The organism is Bradyrhizobium sp. UFLA05-125 (assembly GCF_059803515.1).
This window is the reverse complement of record NZ_JBANBJ010000002.1, coordinates 93,736-115,161: the sequence shown is the minus strand read 5'-3', so window position 1 is coordinate 115,161 and position 21,426 is coordinate 93,736. Positions and strand designations below refer to the sequence as shown.

Below are 21,426 nucleotides of genomic sequence, written 5' to 3'. Positions count from 1 at the left end.
AAGCCGTCTACTGCCGCACGATGGCAGCGACGCATAGCAGCACGATCAGCGCCAGGAAGAACAGGTCCATATAGGACTTGAGCTCGCCGTCGCGGCGCAACCGCGCCACATCGGTCACGATCTGCTTGCGGGCATTGGTTCCGCCGCTACCGTCATTGATCGGCGCCTGCAGGCGCCGCGTCTCGCCTTCCAGCTTCTCGATCTTCTGGTAAAAATAAAAGGCGCGCAGCGTCGAGGCCGCGCGCATGCCGGAATAGACCAGCACGAGAATCGCGAGTATCGCGCGGTTCGGGTACTTCTCCATGAAGTTCAGGCTGAAATAGACCATCGCCAGGAACGCGAAGTTGGTCACGAAGCGGTAGACGAAGCTTAAAAAGACCATGCTGGCTCCAGCGAAGGGCGGCGCGACCGTGCGACGTTGCGAATTGCGGAGATATTGGACGCAAGCCGGAAAGGCCGGCCTGGAATGCTGTGGGTGCTGGTCTACGCCAACATTGTTGCAGCAAAGATAAGAGTGCCTGCGCGGCGCAGGCCGGGAATCGACCGGGTGGCTGATGCGCGCGTGCGCCTTTTAGCTACGCTTGGCCATAATGCAAGAGAGCGCAGGCGGCTTGCCGCGACGCCGCGTGGACGGCGGCGGCCGCATCGGCTCAATGGAGATTCAGCGGAAGTCGCGTTACACTGCGTTGCCACCAGACTTGCCGATGTGGGGTCTGCCGATGCCGAAGAAGGGAATCACGGGCCACGACGATTGGGTGCTCACCGAGGCGCTGGCAACCGCGCTGGTCGCGCTGGAGCAGCTCGCGCCAAAGCACCAGCCGCGCGCACATATGGACGACATCCGGAAGATGCTCGCCAGCGGCAAGGAGCCGGCGGCCGTCAGCCTGCACCTCGCCCAGGCAAAATGCCGCCTGTTCCCCGAAACCGATCCACTCGAGATCTACCGGGAATACGGCATCGGCGAGGAATATGGCTGAGCAGCTCTGCCCCTTACTTTTTCGCGGCTCGTGCGCCCGGAAGGCGGTCGCACTTGCTGCGATTTCAATGGTTTGCCGGGCATCCCGGTGACGCGAGCAGTCTTCTCAGATTGAGCTCAGCATAATGCTGGTCTCGGTATTCAAGATTCCATCGATCGTGCGCACCTTGCCCAACACACGATCGAAGTCGCTGAGCCCGGACGCGCGGATTTCCGCAATCAGATCCCAACCACCATTGGTGGTGTGAAGCGCGTGAAGTTCCGGAAGGCCGCGAAGCCGCTTGATCACCGCGGTCGTAGAGCGGCCCGCGACTTCGATCATCATGATCGCTCGGATCGTGTTTGAGTCGTAGTCCTGCCGGACCCGCAGGGTGAAGCCCAGCACCGCGCCGGATTCCAGAAGTCGGTCGAGCCGGCTCTGCACCGTGGCGCGCGACACGCCGAGAATGGTCGCAAGCTTCGAGATCGGAGCTCGTCCATCCTCCCGGAGGGCAGCGACCAAGCGATGGTCCAGATCATCAAGGATGTGCATTGTGCAAATTGCTGTTCATGATCCTACATAATGCGCAATATAGCATACAAAATTGCTATATATTCCCATTTTCTATGCAAATTGCAAAAATTTACACTGCTCCCAGCAAAAGGAGCAGAAGATGGTCCGATTCGTCGGGGTGGAGAACATGTTGCGGCTGGTGCGCTCAGTCGGCGTCGAGCCGTACCTGGTCGGTCTTTCGTCCTATATCGAAGAGGACTTCCGCCGCTGGACTGCCTTCGAGAAGACGCCGCGCCTGGCCAGCCATTCGCGCGACGGCGTCATCGAGCTGATGCCAACCAGCGACGGCAGTCTCTACGGTGTCAAATATGTCAATGGTCATCCCAAGAACACGCGGGCCGGACTTCAGACGGTGACGGCGTTCGGCTTCCTGTCTGATGTCGATACCGGCTATCCCCGATTGCTTGCCGAAATGACCATCACGACGGCACTACGAACGGCAGCCACCTCGGCGCTCGCCGCCAAATATCTCGCCCGTGCCGACTCCCGAACAATGGCCATTATCGGGCTGGGGGCGCAGTCAGAGTTTCAGGCACTGGCCTTCAAATCGTTGCTCGGCATGCGCCACCTTCGCGTCTACGACATCGAGGCCGCGGCAACGAGAAAGTTCATCGCCAATCTCGCATCTTTCGGCTTCGAAATTGAAGCCGCCCGAAGCGTGCACGACGCGGTCCGTGGCGCGGACATCATCACGACTGTGACCGCCGATAAACTCAGGGCCACCGTCCTCTCCGACAACATGGTTGGCAGCGGAATCCATATCAACGCGGTCGGGGGCGATTGTCCCGGAAAGACGGAACTGCAGCGAGAAATCCTGCTGCGCGGTGACGTCTTCGTCGAGTTTCCCGAGCAAACGCGAATAGAGGGCGAAATCCAGCAGATGGCCTCGGACTTTCCGGTCACCGAGCTATGGCGGGTGATCGCGGGCGACGTGCGCGGACGAAGCTCGCGCGAGCAGATCACCATTTTCGATTCGGTGGGATTTGCGACCGAGGATTTCTCCGCGCTACGCTTCCTGGACGACCTCGTCGACGGAACAGATTTTTATGACGACATCGATCTGCTCGCCGAACCGGTCGATCCACGCGATCTCTTCGGTTTGTTGTGCGAGCGAAGGGCGCCGATATACGCCAGCCTCGGAGTGCAGTAATGATGCAAAAGCCCTCCGCGCAGGCCCCCGCGAGCGTGGTCATGATCCGTCCACATCAATTCAGTCCGAATCCGGCAACGGCGGCTGACAACGCGTTCCAGGCCGGCGATACCGGGCGCGCACATGCAGCAACTGCCGCAGCCGCCTATCACGAGGTCACCAATGCCGCACAGCGGCTGGAATCCTCCGGGATAACTGTCCATCTGTTTGAGGATGAGGGCATCGCGAGCCCGGATTCCGTCTTCCCCAACAACTGGTTCTCAACTCATGCCGGCGGTCACGTTGCGCTCTATCCAATGTTCTCGCCGACCCGGCGCAACGAGCGACGACACGACATCATCGACATGCTCAAGCATCGCTACCGCGTCCAGGATGTGATCGACTATTCCGGCCTCGAGCAGGACGGCGTCTATCTTGAAGGGACCGGTGCCATGGTGCTCGATCACATCGAGCGTGTCGCCTATGCCGCGCGGTCGAACCGCACCAACGAAGTCGCGCTTGAACGCTTCTGCACCCACTTCAATTTTGAGCCGATGATATTCGACGCCGTTGATAAGGCCGGTCGAGCCATCTACCACACGAACGTATTGATGTGCATTGGGACCGACGTTTGCCTGATCGGGCTTGCCACCATTCGCGACACGGCGAGGCGCGCCGAGGTTGCGGAGAGGCTGGCGAACACGGGTCGCGTCGTCCTCGACCTCAGTCACGATCAACTCAACGAATTCGCGGGAAATGCGATCGAGCTCCAGAGCAAGACTGGCAGGATCCTGGCCCTCTCATCACGTGCCCTGAAGGCCCTGCGGAAGGACCAGATCGCCGCCCTTGAACGCCATATCACGCTGCTTCCGATCGACGTGCCGACGATCGAACTCGCCGGCGGCTCCGTGCGCTGCATGCTCGCTGGCATTCACCTCGCGACCCGGTAAGGTCCGAAGGCGTCCCCCCTCTTCACCTCCCCGTCTATGTATTGATCGGTCCGCACGATTTCCCGCAACCGCGGACGGCAACACCGTTGGCAGTCAGTTGAGCTCGCGGCGGAGTTGGTGCACATGGGACATCTCAATACGAACCGGCATATTGCCCGGGTCTCCGCAAGGCGGTATCGAACGGGTTGATCTTCTGTGCCAGTGCCTCGGCCTCGCGCCTGAGCACCTGGACCACAGTCGGCAAACGCTCCGAATTGAGCCGCTCGATTGTGCTGCCAATACTGATCGCGGCAAGCGGCTGTCGCTCGCGATCAAGGATCGCAACAGCAACACCGGCCATGCCCGGCAGAAGCCCGGTGCCGCGCGCGGCGTAACCGCTCTCCCGCACTCGCTCGATCTCATTGCGGAAGAACACCTCGTCGAACAGGCCGAAATTGAGAAGGCGCGGCAGGTTGAAACGTATCACCTCCTCACGCTCCGCCTCAGGCAGGTGAGCGAGGATGGCCATGCTGCCCTGCCCGACCCCAAGGATCACCTTGCCGCCGATATCGCCGGTGAAAGAGCGGATCGGCACCGGTCCTTCGCAGCGATCGAGGCAGACTGCATCATATCCGCTGCGCACCAGAAGAAAGACCGTATCGCCCAAGGCCGCCGACAGCCGCAATAGGGCCGGCCGGCAAACCTCGCGCAGATTGCCGGGGTTTCCGGCCCGGGCGGCAAGCGCAAAAAACTCGATGCTCAATCGATAATGCTTGCTGCGGGCATCCTGCACGACCAAGCCCTCGTCGATCAGCATGCGAAGCAATCTGTGCGCCGAGGCTGGCGTCAGTCCAGCCGTCTCGGCCGCATTCGTCAACCGCATCCCGTCGCTGCCGCACGCGGCCAGCGCACGCAGCAAGGCGACGGCGCGCGGCAGACTTCCGGAAGGACCAACGCTGGACGGATCATCCATCAGACGAAAATACTCTCTCTATTGTCGCCCTCGAATTATACATACCGGAACAGTCCGTCAGACCCTTGCATATATTGGAATATGGCATTGACATACCGCAGATCAAAGACCTGAATGGGTGAGTAGCGCCCTCGCTCTGGCAGTCCTGCTCCATGCGCGAACCGGTCTTGCGTGTCGAAGATCTTCGGACCGAATTCCGCATTCGTGCCGAATGGTATGCGGCCGTCGATGGCGTGTCCTTCGCGCTCGACCGCAACGAGACGCTGGCCCTGGTCGGCGAGTCCGGCTGCGGAAAATCGGTCACGGCCCTCTCTATAATGGGTCTCGTGCCGCAACCGCATGGTCGCGTGCCGGCGGGCCGCATCCTGCTCGACGGTGTCGATCTGCGAACTCTTGATGAGGCAAAGTTCGAGGCTCTGCGCGGCAATCGCATGGCGATGATCTTTCAGGAGCCGATGACGAGCCTCAATCCGGTGATGAGCATCGGGTCGCAGGTTGCCGAGGCGTTGCGCGTCCATCGCAGCCTGCCGCGGGCAGAGGCCGAGGCGAAGGCGCTCGCGGTTCTCGAAGAGGTGAAAATTCCGTCCGCCAAGCAGCGTTTCCACGATTATCCGCATCAGTTCTCGGGCGGCATGCGCCAGCGCGTGATGATCGCAATGGCGCTCGCGTGCGAGCCAACGCTGCTGCTCGCCGACGAACCGACAACCGCGCTTGACGTCACCATACAGGCACAGGTGCTCGGGTTGCTCGCCGATCTGAAGTCGCGGCACGGCATGGCCATGCTGTTCATCACCCATAATCTTGGCGTCGTTGCCCAGATCGCCGATCGCGTTGCGGTCATGTATGCGGGCCAGATTGTCGAAGAGGCGCCCGTGCGCGACATCTTCGCAATGCCCGCCCATCCCTATACGCGCGCGCTGTTCTCGGCGATTCCGCGCATGGATCGCGCGGAGCAGACGCTCGCCGCCATTCCAGGCCGCGTGCCGCCCCTCACCGACATGCCGAAGGGGTGCCGCTTCGCGCCGCGCTGCCCGTTGCGCCGCGAAGGCTGCGAGACGCCGCAAGTTCTGGCCGCCGCTGCCCCACGGCATCTCGCCCGGTGTCACATCGCAACCAACGCCTTTGCCAGGGAGCTTGCCCGTGCTTGAGGCGACCGGTCGTGTTGTGATGGTCTCCGGCGCTTCGCGCGGGATCGGCCGCGCCGTGGTGGAGCGCCTGGTCGCGGGCGGCCATCACGTCTCGGCCGGCGTGCGCGATACGCGCGGACTGGTCGGATCCGACCGGCTCATGCTGCAGCGCTACGACGCGGAGTCGCTGGCCTCGGCGGAAGCATGGGTTGCGGCGACGATCGAGCGCTTCGGGCGTCTCGACGGCCTCATCAACGCTGCTGGAATCAATCCGGACGCCAATCTGACTGATCCAGACGAAACGGCGCTCGACGCCATGATGCTGATCAACGTCAAGGCTCCGATGCGGCTCATGCGCCTCGCGCTGCCGCACCTCGCCAAGAGCGGCGAAGGACGCGTGATCAACGTCGCCTCGATGTCGGGCAAGCGCGTCCGCAATCCCAATGCCGGTTACGCCATGAGCAAGTTTGCGCTCATCGCGCTGACCCACGCCGTACGGCAATACGGCTGGGACCACGGCATCCGCGCGACTGCGATCTGCCCGAGCTTCGTTGCGACCGACATGACCGCGCATGTTACCAAATGGCCGCGCGAGAAAATGAGCGATCCGCGCGACATCGCCGAACTGATCGCGACGGTCCTGCGACTGCCCAATACCGCGACCATCGCCGAGCTGCTGGTCAATTGCCGGCTGGAGGACATGCTATGAGATTGCAACGCCTGGCGGAGACCGATCGGGCCGCGGTGTCATTCATGCTCGACGGCGCGCCTGTGGCCGCGCTCGAGGGTGACACCCTGCTCACGGCCATTCTCGCACAAGAAGGCTACCTGCGCGCCAGCGAATTCGGCGATGGTCTGCGTGCGGGCTTTTGCCTGATGGGGGCGTGCCAGGATTGTTGGGTGAACGTCGAGGGAGGCGGCCGCGTGCGCGCCTGCACTACCCCAATTGCCGAAGGCATGCGCGTATCCCGCAGGATGGTGCAGCCATGAGCATCGTCATCGTCGGCGCCGGTCCGGCCGGCACGCGCGCGGCAGAGGTTCTTGTCGGCGCAGGCCTGTGTCCAATCGTGATCGACGAAGCGCCGGAGAACGGCGGGCGCATCTATCAGCGCCAGCCCGCCGGGTTCCACCGCACCAAGCGTGCCCTCTACGGCTTCGAGGCTGCGAAGGCACAGGCCATACACGACACCTTCGACCAGTTGCGGTCCTCGATCGATTTTCGGCCACGAACACTCGCATGGAATTTGCGTTCCGGCGTGATCGACACGATCTGCGACGGAAAGGCGAGTGCTGTGCCGTTCGTGCAGACGGTCCTTTGCACTGGTGCGATGGATCGGGTGATCCCGCTCCCAGGTTGGACACTGCCGGGGGTATTCACCCTGGGGGGATCGCAGATTTCACTGAAGGCGCAGGGCTGCGCCATCGGCGCGCGCGTTGCCTTTCTCGGGACTGGGCCCCTGCTTTATCTCGTCGCCTATCAATATGCCCGGGCCGGCGCGCAAATTGCGGCCGTGCTCGACACGACACCGTTCGCCACGAAGGCGAGACAGGCGTTCGGGCTGATGCGCGGCGGCGCAACTTTTGCCAAAGGCCTTTACTACAGCGCCTGGTTGCGGGCGCACGACATCCCCGTCATCGAGGGCGCAACACCGCTCGCGATCGAGGGCGACGGTCGGGTCGAATCGGTGAGCTGGCGCGACGCGCACGGCGGCAAGCACGGGGCGCCAGTCGACGCCGTCGGACTCGGCTTTGGGCTGAAGCCGGAGGCGCAGCTTGCCGATCTCGCCGGCGTGCCGTTCGACTTCGATCCCGTGCAGCACAACTGGCAGCCTCGCAAGGACCGGAGCGGGCGAACACCCGTCGAAGGCGTGTTCCTTGCCGGCGACGGCAGCGGCATTCGCGGCGCCGATCTTGCCGAGGCGGCCGGTGCGCGAGCCGCCTGGGCCGTACTGGCGGCACGCGGTATGGCGGTCGATGCGCGCGCAGTCGCACGCCTCGATACGACGCTGGCAGAAGGTGAAACCTTCCGCGCCGCGTTGGAGCGCGCATTTCCATTTCCAGCAAAGCTTGCCGCAGCCATGGCCGACGATACGATCCTTTGCCGCTGCGAAGTGATCACGGCGGGCGAATTGCGCGCAGCCGCGAACGAAGCCCTCGCGACGCTTCCGCCGTCGGAAGTCAATCGGGCCAAGGCCCTCACCCGCGTCGGCATGGGACGCTGCCAGGGGCGCGTCTGCGGCGCGGCCGCGGCCGAGGTGCTGGCGGCCACGATGTCCTGCCCGGTTGAGCAGGTCGGCCGCCTGCGCGGACAGCCGCCCGTGAAGCCGATCCCCATTCTTCCCGCGGAGGCCGCATGAGCGCGACGTCCACCGACGTGTTGATCGTGGGCGGCGGCGGCGCCGGCTGCTCCACGGCCCTGCATCTTGCAAAGCGCGGCGTGCGCTGCATTCTGCTCGAACGCGGCCAGGTCGGCGGGCAAGCCAGCGGCGTCAATTACGGCGGCGTACGCCAGCAGGGCCGGCATCCGGCCGAATTGCCGCTCGCGCGCCGTTCTCGCGAAATCTGGGCACGGCTTCCGGAACTCATCGGCACCGACTGCGAGTTCGAGGTCACTGGTCATCTCAAGCTTGCGCGCAACCAGGCTGAGGAAGCCGAGCTCATCGCCTATCTCGACGTTGCCAAAGCCAACGGACTCCCATTGATCATGATCGGTGGCAACGCCATCCATCAGCAGTATCCTTGGCTCGGCCCCGATGTCGTGGCTGGCTCGTTCGCGCCCGACGACGGCGCCGCCAACCCCCGTCTGTTGAGCCCGGCTCTCGCACGGACCGCGCGCGATGCAGGTGCCGATATCCGTCAATTCACGTCGGTCAGCAAGCTGGCGCACGACGGCGCTCAGTTCATCGTGACGTCGGGCGAGCAAGAATTTCGTGCCCGGTATCTCGTCAACACAGCCGGTTATTGGGGAGGCGCGGTTGCCGCGGCATTCGGCGAGCAGGTTCCGGTTTCGCCGCTCAACCCGAACATGCTCGTGACCGAGCCCCTGCCCTACTTCATTGCACCCAATCTGGGCGTCGTCGGTGGCGACGTCTATCTCCGTCAGATCCGGCGGGGGAACGTGATCTTGGGCGGCGGTCGCGGACACTCCGATCCGGATGTTCCCTCGTCGCGACCATCCCCCGAGGCAAGCTCCGCGGTCATGGCAAAGGCACTGCAGCTCGTGCCGCAGCTCGCCGGCACACAAGTGATCCGCAGCTGGACCGGCATCGACGGCGAAACGCCGGACGATATTCCGGTCATCGGGCCGAGCCGCACGACGCCTGGCCTGTTTCATGCATTCGGATTCTCCGGTCACGGCTTCCAGCTTGGCCCGGCCATCGGAGCCATCATGAGTGAGCTGGTCCTCGACGGACACACGGATGTCCCGCTCGAGCCGTTCCGTATCGATCGTTTCGCAGAGTCCGGATTGTTCAACCACCAGGGACATAGACATGACGCCTCGCATTACGCTTAGCGCGGCACTTGCAGCCGCTATCTTCATTGCAGCGCCCGCTTCGGCGGCGCCGAAGAGCGATCTGAAAGTCGGCATGGCCGCACAGGACGTCGGCCAGCTCGATCCTCATCGTGCAGTCAGCACCATCGACCGCACCGTGGTTGCCTGGATGTACAACGGACTCGTACGCTTCAGGCCGGGAACCATGGACCCGACGCAGATCGAACCAGATCTCGCGGAGAAGTGGGACTCGAGTGCCGACAAGCTCGACTGGACTTTCCACCTTCGCCACGGCGTCAAGTTTCACGGCGACTTTGGCGAACTGACCGCCGATGACGTTGTGTTCAGTCTTAAGAGAGCCGGCGACGCCAAGACCTCGGCCTTCTCCGCCGACTTCGCCGCGTTCAAGACCATCGAAGCAACGGATCCCGATACGGTCCACATCGTCCTGGCGCGGCAGGTGCCGAGCCTGCTCGGGTTGCTCACCAATTACTCCGGCGGCTACATCGTCAGCCGCAAGGCGGTCGAGAAATATGGCGCGGACTTCACGCGCAATCCGGTCGGCACAGGCCCCTTCGCCTTCGTTTCCGACACCCCAAACCAGTCGCTCGAACTCGCGGCCTTCGACGGTTATTTCAGAGGCAAGCCGAAGCTCGAGCACGTGAGCTATCGCTACATTCCCTCCGATTCATCTCGCGACCTTGCCTTCCAGAACGGCGAGATTGACCTCATATATGGCAAACAGGATCAGGCCTGGATCAACCGCATCCGCACATTGCCGAACTCGATCGTCGACATCTTCGAGCCCGGCGAGCTCGCCAATCTCAATCTCAACATCACGGCGAAGCCCCTCGACGACATCCGCGTGCGGCAGGCGATCGCCTACGCCGTCAACCGGCCGGAACTCGTCAAGTGGCAGGGCACTGACACCGCACGGCCCGGCCAGAGTGTGATTCCGGCAGGCTATCTCGGATTCTCGAAGGATGTTGGTCTCGTCAATACCGACGTCGCAAAGGCCAAGGCGCTGCTCAAGGAGGCGGGCTATCCCGATGGCGTGACGATCAAGATCATCCACACGCAATTGCCGCAGATGCTGGGCAGCATGCAGGTCGTGCAGGCGCAGCTGCGCAAGGCCGGCATCAATCTCGACATCCAGGTCGTTGATCACGCCACCTTCCACCAACAGATCCGCAAGGATCTGAGTCCGATCGTCTACTACGCCGCGGCACGCTTCCCGGTGGCGGACATCTACCTCACCCAGTTCTTCCACTCGGCAAGCATCGTCGGAAAGCCGACGGCGGTCACCAATTTCAGCCACTGTGACGTGGCGGACAAGGAGATCGATGCCGCCAAGACCGAGACCGACACGGAGAAGCAGGTCGCACTCTGGGTGGAGGCCCAGAAGAAGATCGTTGCAGCGGTCTGCGCCGTTCCGCTGGCGGAGGCCTTGCAAATCTGGGCGCATCGCACCGACCTCGACTACGGCTACGAGTTGAAGGCGTCGCTGTCGCTCGGTCCGCTCTTGACCGAAGCCACGCACTTCAAGTGAGGTAAACGCGACCAAGCTAAGGGATCGCCCGGTGATTGGTTTCATCGTCCGAAGATTGCTGGCCTCGATACCGACGCTGCTCGCGGTATTGACGCTCGTCTTTCTTCTGGTGCGCGTGGTCCCCGGCGATCCGGCTATCGCCATCCTGGGCGATCGGGCCACCCCGGAAACGCTCGCGGCCTTGCGCGCCGAACTCGGCCTCGATCGCTGGATCGGCACGCAATATTTCGAATTCCTCGGTCACGCCTTGCGCGGCGACCTCGGCACCAGCATGGTCACACATCGCGCGGTCTGGACTGAGATTGCCGATGCTTTGCCGCACACCATCGTATTGACGCTGGCAGCCATGGCGATCGGCTGCCTGATCGGCATTCCCGCCGGCGTCTGGGCTGCCCTCCACCGCAACGACCCGATCGACGTACTCACGCGCCTGCTGTCATTGCTCGGGCTGTCTTTTCCCGTTTTTGTTTCGGGCATTTTTCTCCTGATCGTCTTCGCGCTGCAACTTCACCTGTTTCCAGTGATCGGCAATCCGCGGCCGGGCGACTGGATCGATGGCCTGCACAAGCTCGTCCTGCCCGCGACGACCCTCGGCATCGTCATGGCGGCCTATGTCATCCGCGTGACGCGCAGTTCGATGCTGCAGGTTCTCGGCGAGGATTACATCCGCACCGCGCGCGCGAAAGGCGTGCCACGGCGCGTCATCATCTGGCGCCACGGTTTGTCCAACGCCTTGATCCCGGTAGTCACCGTGGTCGGCCTCTATGTCGGCATCCTCATCGGCAATTCAGTGCTCACCGAAATCGTCTTCAATCGACCCGGCCTCGGCAAGGTGATCGTCAGTGCGCTGACCCAGCGCGACTACACCATGTTGCAGGGCATGATGGTGATCTATTGTTTCCTGATCGTGGTGGTGAACCTGATCACCGACATCAGCTATGGCCTCATCGATCCGAGGGTCAAGCAATGACCGATGTGGCCCTTTCTGCACCGCGTTCGCCCTGGCGTGTGATGGCCGGCCGCCTCTTGAGCGACCCTACGACACTCGCCGGCGTCGTTCTCTGTGCGATCGTCGTCATCGGCGCGCTGCTCGCGCCGTGGCTTGCTCCTCGCGATCCCCTCGAACAGAATATTCTCGATCGCCTGGCGGGACCCGGTTCCGACTATCTGCTCGGCGCCGACCAGTTCGGCCGTGACGTGCTGTCACGGCTGCTTTGGGGGGCCCGGGTATCGCTACTGGTGTCTTTTCTCTCCATCGTCGGCGCCATCGTCGTCGGCGGTGCGATCGGCATGATCAGCGGCTATATCGGCGGCCGTTTCGATCTCGTGACCATGCAGGTGATGGATGTTCTCCTGTCGTTTCCGAGCCTGATCCTCGGCATGATCATGGTGGCGCTGCTTGGGTCGAGCGTCACCAATCTCATCATTGCCATTGCGCTAACCGCGATAGCCCCGTTCGCGCGCATTGCGCGAGCCCCGGTCCTCGTGCTCAAGGAACGTGCCTTCATCGAGGCCGGCCGTGCCCTCGGCTTCTCGCACTTACGCATTCTGCTCGTGCATGTGCTGCCCAACATCGTCACCGATCTGTTGGTCATGGGCACGCTTTGGATGGCGACCGCAGTTCGCACCGAGGCCTCGCTGTCCTTTATCGGGCTCGGCGTCAAGCCGCCGACGCCGACCTGGGGCGGCATGATGCGGGACGGATTTGAGAACATTCTCGATTCGGCATGGCTGTGCATATGGCCGGGACTGGCCATTCTTGTCCTGGTGCTAGGACTGAACCTCGTAGGTGACGGCCTTTGCGACGTGACCGATCCGAAAGCGAACGCCCAATGACCGCGTCGCAAGCCCTGCTCGAGGTTCGCGACCTCGCCAAGCATTTCACGGTGACCAAGGGCTTTCCACGTCCGGTCACAACGAAAGTCCGCGCTGTCGACGGGGTCAGCTTCGCAGTTGCGCGTGGCGAGGCGTTCGGTCTCGTCGGCGAGTCCGGCTGCGGCAAGTCGACTGCGGCGCGCGCCGTGCTGCGCCTGATTCCGCCGGATGCCGGCCGCGTACGCTTCGCCGACATCGATGTGACCAGCGCCCATGGATCCATGCTGCAGCGGCTGCGCCGCCGCATGCAGATCGTGTTCCAGGACCCCTATTCGTCGCTCAATCCGCGACGCACGATCGGCGAGGCTCTGACCGAGCCACTTGGCGTGCACGGTCTTGCCCGCGGTCGCGCCGCGCGCGAACGCGCACTCGCATTGCTGGAGGAGGTTGGCCTGCCGCCGTCCGCCTATGACCGCCACCCCCACGAATTTTCCGGGGGGCAGCGTCAGCGGATCGGAATTGCTCGTGCGTTGTCCGTCGAACCCGAACTGATTGTTGCCGACGAGCCGGTCTCCGCACTCGACGTCTCCGTTCAGGCTCAGGTGCTGCTGCTGCTGAAGGACCTGCAGGCACGGCGCGACCTTACATTCGTGTTCGTCAGTCACGATCTTGGTGTCGTGCGGTGGTTCTGCTCGCGCGTCGCGGTGATGTATCTCGGGCGTATTGTGGAGGACGGTTCGGTGGCGCGCGTATTCGGCGCACCACGTCATCCCTACACCCGTATGCTGCGTGATGCTTCGCCAATCCCCGACCCGGGAATACGAGGCACGCTGCCACGTATCATCGGCGAAATTCCATCCGCCGCCAATCCGCCTGCAGGATGTCACTTTCATCCCCGTTGCCCTCGCGCGTCGGATGTATGCAGGACCGTGTATCCCGAATGGCGAGCTGATGGTGATGGGGGTGTCGCCTGTCATCACCCAGAGACCTGATGGTCGCGGCGGGTGCCTTAGCAAGAGGCTCGCAGCCCGTGCGCACGTTGCGGCGGCTTGCCCGACGCCGCAATCACTCGTCCAGAGCGTCGAGAAACTCCTCGACCTTTCTCAGCGCCCCCTCGCGATCCTTGCTTGTGTAGACAACGCGATCGCCGTCGCGTTGCAACGATCGCGCTCTGGACTTCCGGAGTCGTCCCGGCAGGAAAGTCGCGGCTACCGCCTCCCGTCCGACGTCCAATCTTACGATACCCCGTCGCCTGCAGTCGATCCTGAGCTTTGCAGCGGCAAAGAAATCGCGGGCTGCCGGCGGCAGTTTGCCGAAGCGACGTAGCGTTTCCTCCTCGAGATCCTCCAGTTCGTCCTCACTTCGGCACCTGGCAGCGCGAGCGTATATTTCCAGACGAACCGTCTCTGACTGTATGTAGCCCGGCGGCACCATGTCGACGACCGGAAGGTTTAGGTCAGGCACCCACAGATCGGCAGCCCTGTCGTCGGCCTTCTCCGAGGCCAATTTGAGAAGGTGGCTGTAGAGCACCGGTCCGAACACCTGCAAATGGCCGGACTGCCGCTCCGAAAGCAGGTCCCCTGCCCCTCTCAGGTCGAGATCGCGAGCGCTGATTGCAAAACCCGCTCCAGGTCTGCTGAACTCCTCGAGAACCGCCAACCGCTTCTCGGATCGCTCCGCGTCTGTATCGGTCAGCAAATGCGCAAACGCACGTATCCCGCCGCGCCCAACCCTTCCCCTGAGCTGATGGAGTTGCGCGAGACCAAACCTTTCAGGCCAACAGACCACGATCGTGTTGGCCCGCGGGATATCGAGACCGCTTTCGACAATGTTGGTTGCCAGCAAGACGTCCGCTGCGCCCTCGACGAAGCTCATCATCCGGTCGTCCATTTGGTCGGCGGACAGCTTGCCATGAAGGCAGACTATGCGGAGATCAGGAGCCATCGAATGTACCCGCGCCAGCATCGGATCCAGATCCTGGATACGCGGACAGATCAAGAAGCTTTGCCCATGGCGTCTCTGTTCGCGCAACAGCGCCGCGACAATTGCAGCGTCGGAAAGCGGAGCGATCTTCGTGACGACCGGAAGTCGGTGAACGGGCGGAGAGGCAATAACGCTGAGATCTCTGAAGCCTGCCAAACCTGCCGCGAGCGTCCGCGGGATCGGCGTGGCGCTCATCCAAAGGGTATGGACGCCCTTGGTCAGCGCTGAAAGCTTCGCCTTCTCCGCTGCGCCGAAATGCTGTTCCTCGTCGATAATAACCAAGCCAAGATCAGCGAACTTCACGTCCTTCGAGGTCAGAGCCTGCGTTCCGACCACGATTTTCAATCTTCCGCTCTTGAGATCTTCCTTCGCCGCCCTTGCCTCGGACGTTGACGCGCCGCGAGACAGGCTTCCGACCTCGATATCGAACGGAGCGAAACGCTTGCGGAAGGTCGCGACATGCTGTCTTGCCAAGACGGTCGTCGGCACAGCCATCGCCACCTGCTTCCCGGACAGCACAACGGCAGCCGCCGCCCGCAAAGCCACCTCGGTCTTGCCGAATCCGACGTCACCGCAAATCACTCGGTCCATAGGGTGACCTGAGGCAAGGTCATCCAGGACGTCCCGAATGGCCTTGGACTGGTCTACCGTCGTGAAATAGGGGAAACGCGCAACAAACCTCTCGTAGATCGAACCCGGTGGCACGAGTTTCGCAGCTCGCCGGCGGCGTCGCTGGCTGATGTGTTTTGCAAGCTGCTTGCCGGCAAGCTGAAGCTCTTGCTCCGCCTCGGTGCGCCGCGCCCACCACGTACTTCCGTCGGCCTTGTCCAGAGTCAACTCCCCGAGTTCCGACGCGTAGGGCCAGATCAGGGTCAGGTCGGCTGGCGGAACGAGAGCGGCATCATCTCCTGCGAATGCGAGCCTGATCATCTCACGCGACGATACACCCCCCGTTGCTACCGTCCGCAAGCCCTCGAGCAAAGCCAGACCTCGCTGCAGATGAACCACCACTGAGCCGACCTCCGGCACATCAGCGTGGTCGAAGGCAGCATTCCCGGCCCTGGTCATGGGCTGTGGATGATGGGCCCTGCTGCCGAGCACGTCGGACGCCGTCACGACGACAAGAGGTTTCCGGCCGGATTCGACAAATCCAGTATCGAAGTCGGCCAATAGTGCCGCGGCGCGATTGCATCCGGCCGTAGCCTCGCTCCAGTCGGAAAAGCGCTCTGCTTTGACCCCGCTCATCCGCTCCATGGTGCGCAGATCTTCATCTAGCGCTGCAACAAACATGAGCTGCGAACCAGCGCGTCGCGTCTCATCGACAAACGTTCGCAGAGCTTTCCTTGGCGAGGCGACCTTCGAAAAATCCGGCGTGGAAGTGAAGCGTGCCTTTTGGGGCAGCACGCGCATACGCCTGGTCGCCGCCTTCCAGTCGCGCCGCCCAAGATATTCGCGCTCCCGGTCCGTGCGACCGGCCGCCTCCTCGATCGTGCTCAACCAGCCGTCGGCGTGCGCGGGAACCATGGCATCCGAAATCCACTTGGCTCGCCCGCAGTAATCGAACAGATTGGAGCGTTTGCTGCGCTTATTCCCGTACGCAAGGCGCTCCGACATGGGATCGATGACGAGCTCCTTCGCATCGAATAGAACCTCTTGCTCTACCGGATTGAACGCCGAAATCCGGCGTATCACATGCCCGGAATGCTCCACGCGGAATGGACCAAGTGCCCCGGCGGGAAAAATCTCGAATGTCTTCCCGTGAAACAGCGCGCCGCCGGGGTAGTCCGCCTCGTCATCGAGGTCGTAGCCGAGTGCGTCAAACCGCGACTTGAGGTGATGTTCGGAGAAGCTGGTGCCCACCTTTAGACGCTCAATTAGGCGGGACCAACTCGCCGGCATTGGCAGGCGCTCCATCACAGCCTCTGCCGTGGACACCAGCAGGATCGGCTTCTCGGGCTTGGCAAGGCGCCTCAAGACCGAGCTGCGTCTACCTGCGATCTCGTGCGATGGCTCCAACTGCTCGAACGGCAGCGTATTCAACCGTGGGAAAACAAGCACGTCGCACGAGGGATTGAGTGCATGAATAATGGCACCCAATCGCTCGGCCCTATTCTCGTTCTCAGCGAGAAAGACGAGACCGTTGCGCCCAGACTTCCTCCATTGTGCCAGCAGATGGAGAGCCAGCATGCCAAGCGGCGACGAAGAAGAGATCGCAGTCCGCGGCGCAGGATTTTTTCGCTTCTTTGCGCGGCCGGCGACACGCGCTTTACTTGAACGACCCACGTTGATCCCGTCATTGATTCGCAATCAGCTTGGGCTGATGGCTACGAATTTTCGATCGATCCCATTGAAACGTTCGCCGATTGCCTGGCGCCCGCTCCGGGAGGCACGTTCTGTCACGTGCGCACATTTCCCCGATCGCCCGCCGAACACCGATGTCGACGGCAGGGTCCGAGAGAGCACACGTCGCGGGCAGAGGTTCCCTCAGATTTATCCGACGTTACGAACTGAACCCTGCATGACGATCTTTAGAGGACTCGTTCAGAAGGCCAGCAAGCCGCAGACCTTCCAAAATGCCTTCCAAACGCTGCTCCCGGATCAACGCAGCAAGCATCGAAACGGCGTCCCTCTGATGGACGGTGAAGTGAACGGCAGGCGCCCCCCCAGAAAGGAGATCCAAGAGAGTCGGCCCATCCGCTATGTGATGACGCAAAGTGGAAACAGTGTCCTCTGCAAGGTAGGCAGCCGGATCTCCACTCGATGGCGGATCAAAATCGAAGTCGGATTTCGCGCGTTCATTGATCGATTGTCGTATCAGCCAGCTTTGCTGTTTCGCCGCCATCGACAGCATAAAGACCGCATCGGCGAGCTTCTCCCGCGGCACGCTTCTCAATTGCACAATGCGCGCCTGGATGTCCTTGCCGGAACTATAGTCTCGGTCGTTTCGCTGCTGCACGGACTGGGCATCATGCGCGCGCGATCTTTTCTTCCGCCTTCGAAGCATTGTCGTAGTCTCCGGCGACGATATATCCCGGAGAAACAGTCAAATGGAAGCGCAAAAATGCACACCACGAAATTCGCAATCGTAAAGGCGCAGCTCTACATGCAAGTATCGGCACGGTTTGAGTGAGCGCAGCTCATCCCGAGCCCTGCAGCAGCCTGGCGCGGACATCGGCCTTCAACACCTTGCCAACCTTGGAACGCGGCAGGTCGCTCCAGACCTCGATCTGCTTCGGCGTCTTGACGCTGCCGATGCGGGCTTTGACAAAGGCGGTAACGGCGGCCGCATCGACACTTTGGCCCGGTCTCGGCTGAACCACTGCAACCACGCGCTCGCCCCATTTGGGATCTGGTAAACCGACGACGGCGCAGTCCTGGATAGTCTCGATCGCCCGCAGTGCGTTTTCGACCTCGACGGAATAGACGTTGAAGCCACCGGTGATGATCATGTCCTTGGCGCGATCGACGATATAGAGAAAGTTGTCGATATCGAGGTAGCCGACATCGCCAGTGTGATGCCAGCCATGGACCGAGGCCTCCGCGGTGGCCTCGGGGTTCTTGTAGTATCCGTCCATCACCAGCGACCCCCGCACCACGATCTCGCCGCGCTGCCCGCTTGGCAGGAGATTGCCGTCGCCATCCATGATGCCGACCTGGACGAGCGGGCTCACCCGGCCCGCAGACGGCAGCCGCTCGGTGGCGATCGAACCATCGGCATTGAAATGCTCGCCTGGCGCCATAGTCGAGATCATCATCGGCGCCTCGGTCTGCCCGAACAGCTGCGCCATCGGCCCGATGCGCTGCAGCGCTTCCACCAGCCGTGAGGCCGAGATCGGCGCCGCGCCGTACCAGAAGCACTGCAGGGAGCCGAGCTCGGCGCTGTCGAGCTGCGGATGATCGAGCAGCATGTAAATCACGGTCGGCGGCAAAAAGGTGTGGGTGACGCGATGACTCCCGATCAGCGCAAGGAATTCGCCGATATCGGGGTGATGCATGATGACGATCCGCCCGCCGAGCGTCATCACTGGGAAGCACAACACGCCTGCGGCATGCGTCAGCGGCGCCAGCGCGAGGTAGGTCGGACGCCCCTTGAACGGATAGCTCATCAATGTCAGCGCCGTCATCGCCTCGATGTTCCGACCCGACAGCATCACCCCCTTCGGTTTACCGGTCGTGCCGCCGGTGCCTGGCAACATGACGAGGTCGTCGACTACTTCGCGCTGAAAATATCCGACCTCATCAGACAGCCAGGCATCGAACGATGCGGCGAACGGCAATACAGCGTCGAGGCACACCATCGCCCGCAGCTTCGGCAGATTGGGGCGGATCTTCTCTACCATCCCGGCGAAGCTGGAATGAAACAACAGCAGGCTGCAGTCGAAGTCGTCGAGGATGATCTGGTTCTCCGCCGCCTCGTTGCGCGGATTGACCGGACACCAGACCGCGCCCGCGCGCGAAATGCCGAACACGCACGCAAACGCGATGGGATCGTTGCCCGACAGGATCGCGACCTTGTCGCCGGCAGCGATGCCGGTACGCACAAGGCTGCGCGCGATCCGGTAACTCAACCGCTGCACGTCTGCGTAGCTCAGATCGCGGCCGTCCATGGTCAGGCATGGCGCGTCCGCGCCCAGCGAGGCCCCCTTGTCGAGATAATTGATTAGCCGCATGGCCGCCTCCGCGCGAAGAGAGGCCGGCGCGGTCGATGCCGCGCCGGCCGAACCGTCAATTGTGGATGGTGAGGATCGGGTTCATCACCAGGCCGAAGCTACGCAGCTGGCCGAGCAGTTCGCGGTGACCGAACGCCTGGCAACCCGACGCGAAGCCAACCCTCTTCGGCGGGGTCTGCAGCAGCGAGAACGCCGCATAGGCCTGCAGCATTCCGGTCTGCTTGTAGTTGCAATTGCCGTGGATCACACAATGCGCGCGGCCAAGCGGCCCGGAAGCATAGACGGAATCAATTGAGGTGTTGATACGCGGATTCTCCCGAGGCGGCATTGCCGCCTGGATGGTCGCGGCGATGTCGGCAAGAGCCTTCTCCTGCTGATCAGGCGGCAGCGGTTTGATTTTCTCCTTGACCATCTGGGTGGTCTGAACCACCCCCTCCATGACGGGGCGCGCGAGTACGCCGCCGAGCACACGACAGTTCGAGACGCGCGGATCGTTCTTGAACCAGACCGGATGCGCGGTACCGCCCCACGGCACGGCAATGGCGGTTTCGTGCTGGCCCGGGACCACGACGTCGGCCCGAGCGGTGACGTCCCATTCGACAAACTTGTTTTGTTCGAGATAGTACCAGTTCGCCTTCAGGATCGTGAAGATCGTCTGGGTTGAGGCGTAGGTCGGGAGGCCCTTCCAGAACACCAGGATGTCGAGCGTATCGAGGCCAGGGTGTTCGAGACAAATGTTGGCGGCGATTTCACCGGTCGTATACATCTGCGCGATGTTCGGTGCGAGCAGCAGGTTTCTTGCCGCAAATTTATCGCCCCAGGTCTCCTGACACTTCAGTACCCAGTCCTGTTCACCGGTCGTATCGCTGTAGTGGCAGCCGGCATTGAGGCAGGCCTCGACGACTTCATTGCCGTATTTGATGAACGGGCCGACCATGTTACTCACTACCTTCGCGCCCCTGAACAGCTTCGTCAGCGCTTCGACGCTGTGCTCGACCCCGACGACCTCATAGTCAGCGGTCTCGATGCCAGGGATCTTCTCGACCACGGCCTTGACCTTCGCGGCATCGCGGCCGGCGGCGATGAAGGGAATGTTGTATTCCCGCAGATACTCACAGACCAGCCGCCCGGTGTAGCCGGACACGCCATAGACGACGACGGGGCGCTTCTCACTCATGTCGAATCCTCCTGATGCTTTCGCGTTTTGACTTGGATCGCAGTTCAGCCGGCCGAGACCTGGCCATGCGTCTCCGTTCCGAAGGGCGATTGCACCTCCCCGGCGACGTCGGTCAGGACGAAACGAGCGGCACTACATGCCCATGCCGCCGTCGACCGGCAGCCCGGCTCCCGTGATGAAGCGGGCCTCATTGGAGCAGAGGAATACGGCCGCGTCGGCGATGTCGCCGACCTCGCCGAGCCGGCCGAGCGGCGTCTGCTCGATGACCGAGGCAACGGCAGCGTTGGGATCCGGCGCGAGCCCGACCTTCACGATGTCGCCAGCGAGCTGCATGCCCATATCGGTCGGCACCAGGCCCGGATAAAGGCAATTGACTCTCACGCCGTAGCCAAGCTTGCCGGCCTCCATGGCCGCAACCCGCGTCATGCGGTCCACGGCTGACTTGGTGCCCGAGTACCCGGCGATAGCCGGAAAAGCTATGGTGGCGGCGACAGAAGCGATGTTGACGATCGCGCCACCTGCCCCGGCCGCGCCGCCCGGACGCATCGCGCGGAACGCGTGCTTCATGCCAAGCCCGACCCCGACGATGTTCACATCGCACATGCGACGCAGATCCTCGGCCCGTAGATCGATGACAAGCGACGTGATCTCGATGCCGGCATTGTTGATGAGGATGTCGTAGCCGCCGAGCGTGGAAACGGTGGTTGCTACCGCCCTTTCCCATTGCTGATCATCGGTGACGTCGAGCTTCACAAATCCGGTCTTCGTGCCTGATTTTGCGATCGTCCCGGCCGTGTCCTTGCCGACATCCTCGAGGATATCGGCGATCATGATTGCCGCGCCCGCATTTGCCAGAGCCTGTGCAATCGCCGCGCCGATCCCCCGCGCGCCTCCGGTCACCAGGGCTTTCTTGCCCACAAGTGTCTTCCCACTCATGACGTCTCCTCCGTTGCTCGTTTTGATTGAAGGCGGCGGATCGCCGCGCGGGTCTGGACGACGCTATCTCTGCCGCGCCAGTTCCCGGGGCAGCAGACAATCAATGAGGCGGCTCG

Annotated in this window: 20 protein-coding genes; 12 read left to right on the top strand and 8 right to left on the bottom strand. The window is 62.4% G+C overall.

The annotated features are described in order from the left end of the window. Positions 1-7: 7 nt before the first annotated feature. Positions 8-382, bottom strand: a complete 375-nt coding sequence (locus tag SO156_RS03940; RefSeq protein ID WP_449379937.1) for a hypothetical protein — start codon at positions 380-382, stop codon at positions 8-10. Between the two features lie 337 nt (positions 383-719). Here SO156_RS03940 and SO156_RS03935 point away from each other — a divergent pair, with 337 nt between their 5' ends. Beyond that, the gene (locus SO156_RS03935; RefSeq protein ID WP_458142999.1) at positions 720-977 is read left to right on the top strand and encodes a hypothetical protein; all 258 of its coding nucleotides are present in this window, start codon (positions 720-722) and stop codon (positions 975-977) included. Positions 978-1,082: 105 nt separating this feature from the next. Here SO156_RS03935 and SO156_RS03930 read toward each other — a convergent pair whose 3' ends face one another. Further along, positions 1,083-1,508, bottom strand: a complete 426-nt coding sequence (locus SO156_RS03930; protein ID WP_458142998.1) for an Lrp/AsnC family transcriptional regulator — start codon at positions 1,506-1,508, stop codon at positions 1,083-1,085. Between the two features lie 121 nt (positions 1,509-1,629). On the opposite strand from SO156_RS03930, the gene ocd reads away from it, so the two are divergent. After that, complete coding sequence (gene ocd / locus SO156_RS03925; protein WP_498533909.1) at positions 1,630-2,679, top strand: ornithine cyclodeaminase; 1,050 nt, start codon at positions 1,630-1,632, stop codon at positions 2,677-2,679. 2 nt (positions 2,680-2,681) lie between these two features. Continuing rightward, positions 2,682-3,608, top strand: coding sequence for a citrulline utilization hydrolase CtlX (ctlX, locus tag SO156_RS03920; RefSeq protein WP_498534047.1), 927 nt, complete (start codon positions 2,682-2,684; stop codon positions 3,606-3,608). Positions 3,609-3,741: 133 nt separating this feature from the next. On the opposite strand, the gene SO156_RS03915 is transcribed toward ctlX, so the two are convergent. After that, a complete protein-coding gene (locus SO156_RS03915) occupies positions 3,742-4,560 on the bottom strand; it encodes an IclR family transcriptional regulator (RefSeq protein WP_458142994.1) in 819 nt (272 codons plus the stop codon). A gap of 152 nt (positions 4,561-4,712) precedes the next feature. Between SO156_RS03915 and SO156_RS03910 the strand changes: the two genes are divergently transcribed. The 9 genes from SO156_RS03910 to SO156_RS03870 are packed head-to-tail and all read left to right on the top strand — an operon-like array spanning position 4,713 to position 13,536. Next, a complete protein-coding gene (locus SO156_RS03910) occupies positions 4,713-5,708 on the top strand; it encodes an ABC transporter ATP-binding protein (RefSeq protein WP_498533908.1) in 996 nt (331 codons plus the stop codon). Continuing rightward, a complete protein-coding gene (locus SO156_RS03905; protein ID WP_458142991.1) occupies positions 5,701-6,396 on the top strand; it encodes an SDR family NAD(P)-dependent oxidoreductase in 696 nt (231 codons plus the stop codon). Before SO156_RS03910 ends, SO156_RS03905 begins: the two co-directional genes overlap by 8 nt. Beyond that, positions 6,393-6,677, top strand: coding sequence for a (2Fe-2S)-binding protein (locus SO156_RS03900; protein WP_458142989.1), 285 nt, complete (start codon positions 6,393-6,395; stop codon positions 6,675-6,677). The genes SO156_RS03905 and SO156_RS03900 overlap by 4 nt, the downstream gene beginning before the upstream one ends. After that, the gene (locus SO156_RS03895; protein WP_498533907.1) at positions 6,674-8,044 is read left to right on the top strand and encodes an FAD/NAD(P)-dependent oxidoreductase; all 1,371 of its coding nucleotides are present in this window, start codon (positions 6,674-6,676) and stop codon (positions 8,042-8,044) included. Before SO156_RS03900 ends, SO156_RS03895 begins: the two co-directional genes overlap by 4 nt. Further along, the gene (locus SO156_RS03890; RefSeq protein ID WP_458142986.1) at positions 8,041-9,201 is read left to right on the top strand and encodes an NAD(P)/FAD-dependent oxidoreductase; all 1,161 of its coding nucleotides are present in this window, start codon (positions 8,041-8,043) and stop codon (positions 9,199-9,201) included. Before SO156_RS03895 ends, SO156_RS03890 begins: the two co-directional genes overlap by 4 nt. Next, positions 9,179-10,729 (top strand): ABC transporter substrate-binding protein, encoded by a 1,551-nt coding sequence (locus tag SO156_RS03885; protein WP_458142985.1) that lies wholly within the window; start codon positions 9,179-9,181, stop codon positions 10,727-10,729. The genes SO156_RS03890 and SO156_RS03885 overlap by 23 nt, the downstream gene beginning before the upstream one ends. 31 nt (positions 10,730-10,760) lie before the next feature. Beyond that, positions 10,761-11,699, top strand: coding sequence for an ABC transporter permease (locus tag SO156_RS03880; RefSeq protein ID WP_498533906.1), 939 nt, complete (start codon positions 10,761-10,763; stop codon positions 11,697-11,699). Beyond that, positions 11,696-12,565, top strand: coding sequence for an ABC transporter permease (locus SO156_RS03875; protein ID WP_458142983.1), 870 nt, complete (start codon positions 11,696-11,698; stop codon positions 12,563-12,565). Before SO156_RS03880 ends, SO156_RS03875 begins: the two co-directional genes overlap by 4 nt. After that, positions 12,562-13,536 (top strand): ABC transporter ATP-binding protein, encoded by a 975-nt coding sequence (locus SO156_RS03870; protein WP_458142981.1) that lies wholly within the window; start codon positions 12,562-12,564, stop codon positions 13,534-13,536. The genes SO156_RS03875 and SO156_RS03870 overlap by 4 nt, the downstream gene beginning before the upstream one ends. A 73-nt stretch (positions 13,537-13,609) precedes the next feature. On the opposite strand, the gene SO156_RS03865 is transcribed toward SO156_RS03870, so the two are convergent. The 5 genes from SO156_RS03865 to SO156_RS03845 all read right to left on the bottom strand — a co-directional run bounded on the left by SO156_RS03865 (position 13,610) and on the right by SO156_RS03845 (position 21,310). Beyond that, positions 13,610-16,714 (bottom strand): DEAD/DEAH box helicase, encoded by a 3,105-nt coding sequence (locus SO156_RS03865; protein WP_498534046.1) that lies wholly within the window; start codon positions 16,712-16,714, stop codon positions 13,610-13,612. Between the two features lie 313 nt (positions 16,715-17,027). Further along, a complete protein-coding gene (locus tag SO156_RS03860) occupies positions 17,028-17,483 on the bottom strand; it encodes a hypothetical protein (RefSeq protein WP_498533905.1) in 456 nt (151 codons plus the stop codon). Positions 17,484-17,664: 181 nt separating this feature from the next. Next, entirely contained in the window at positions 17,665-19,197 is a 1,533-nt protein-coding gene (locus tag SO156_RS03855) for an AMP-binding protein (RefSeq protein ID WP_498533904.1), read from the bottom strand. Between the two features lie 55 nt (positions 19,198-19,252). After that, complete coding sequence (locus tag SO156_RS03850) at positions 19,253-20,374, bottom strand: DUF5938 domain-containing protein (protein ID WP_498533903.1); 1,122 nt, start codon at positions 20,372-20,374, stop codon at positions 19,253-19,255. 132 nt (positions 20,375-20,506) lie between these two features. Further along, entirely contained in the window at positions 20,507-21,310 is an 804-nt protein-coding gene (locus SO156_RS03845; protein WP_498533902.1) for an SDR family NAD(P)-dependent oxidoreductase, read from the bottom strand. Positions 21,311-21,426: the final 116 nt, after the last annotated feature.